Annotated in this window: 1 protein-coding gene; it reads right to left on the reverse strand. The window is 44.8% G+C overall.

Annotated features, from left to right (window positions below; translation table 11 throughout):
- Window positions 1-203 (reverse strand): EAL domain-containing protein (locus IQR33_RS27190; RefSeq protein WP_193844227.1); only part of this gene is annotated, 203 nt, incomplete at both ends.

The raw sequence follows: 203 nt of genomic DNA on the forward strand, positions 1-203 counted from the left end.
CCGGTGTTATCGAGGATAGTACTTAATCGCTGAATGAAATTTGACTGCTGAAGCTGCAACGCAGAAACATTGACGGCGATTTTGCCAAACTCGATGCCTTGGTCCAGCCAAGCATTACCTTGCAAACAAGCTTGTTGTAACACCCACTCACCAATGCTTTGAATCAGCCCTGTTTTTTCTGCAATTGGAATAAAGTCTGCTGG

The sequence above is a fragment of the Vibrio sp. OPT46 genome (genome assembly GCF_015163535.1).
Taxonomy (GTDB): Bacteria; Pseudomonadota; Gammaproteobacteria; order Enterobacterales; family Vibrionaceae; genus Vibrio; species Vibrio alginolyticus.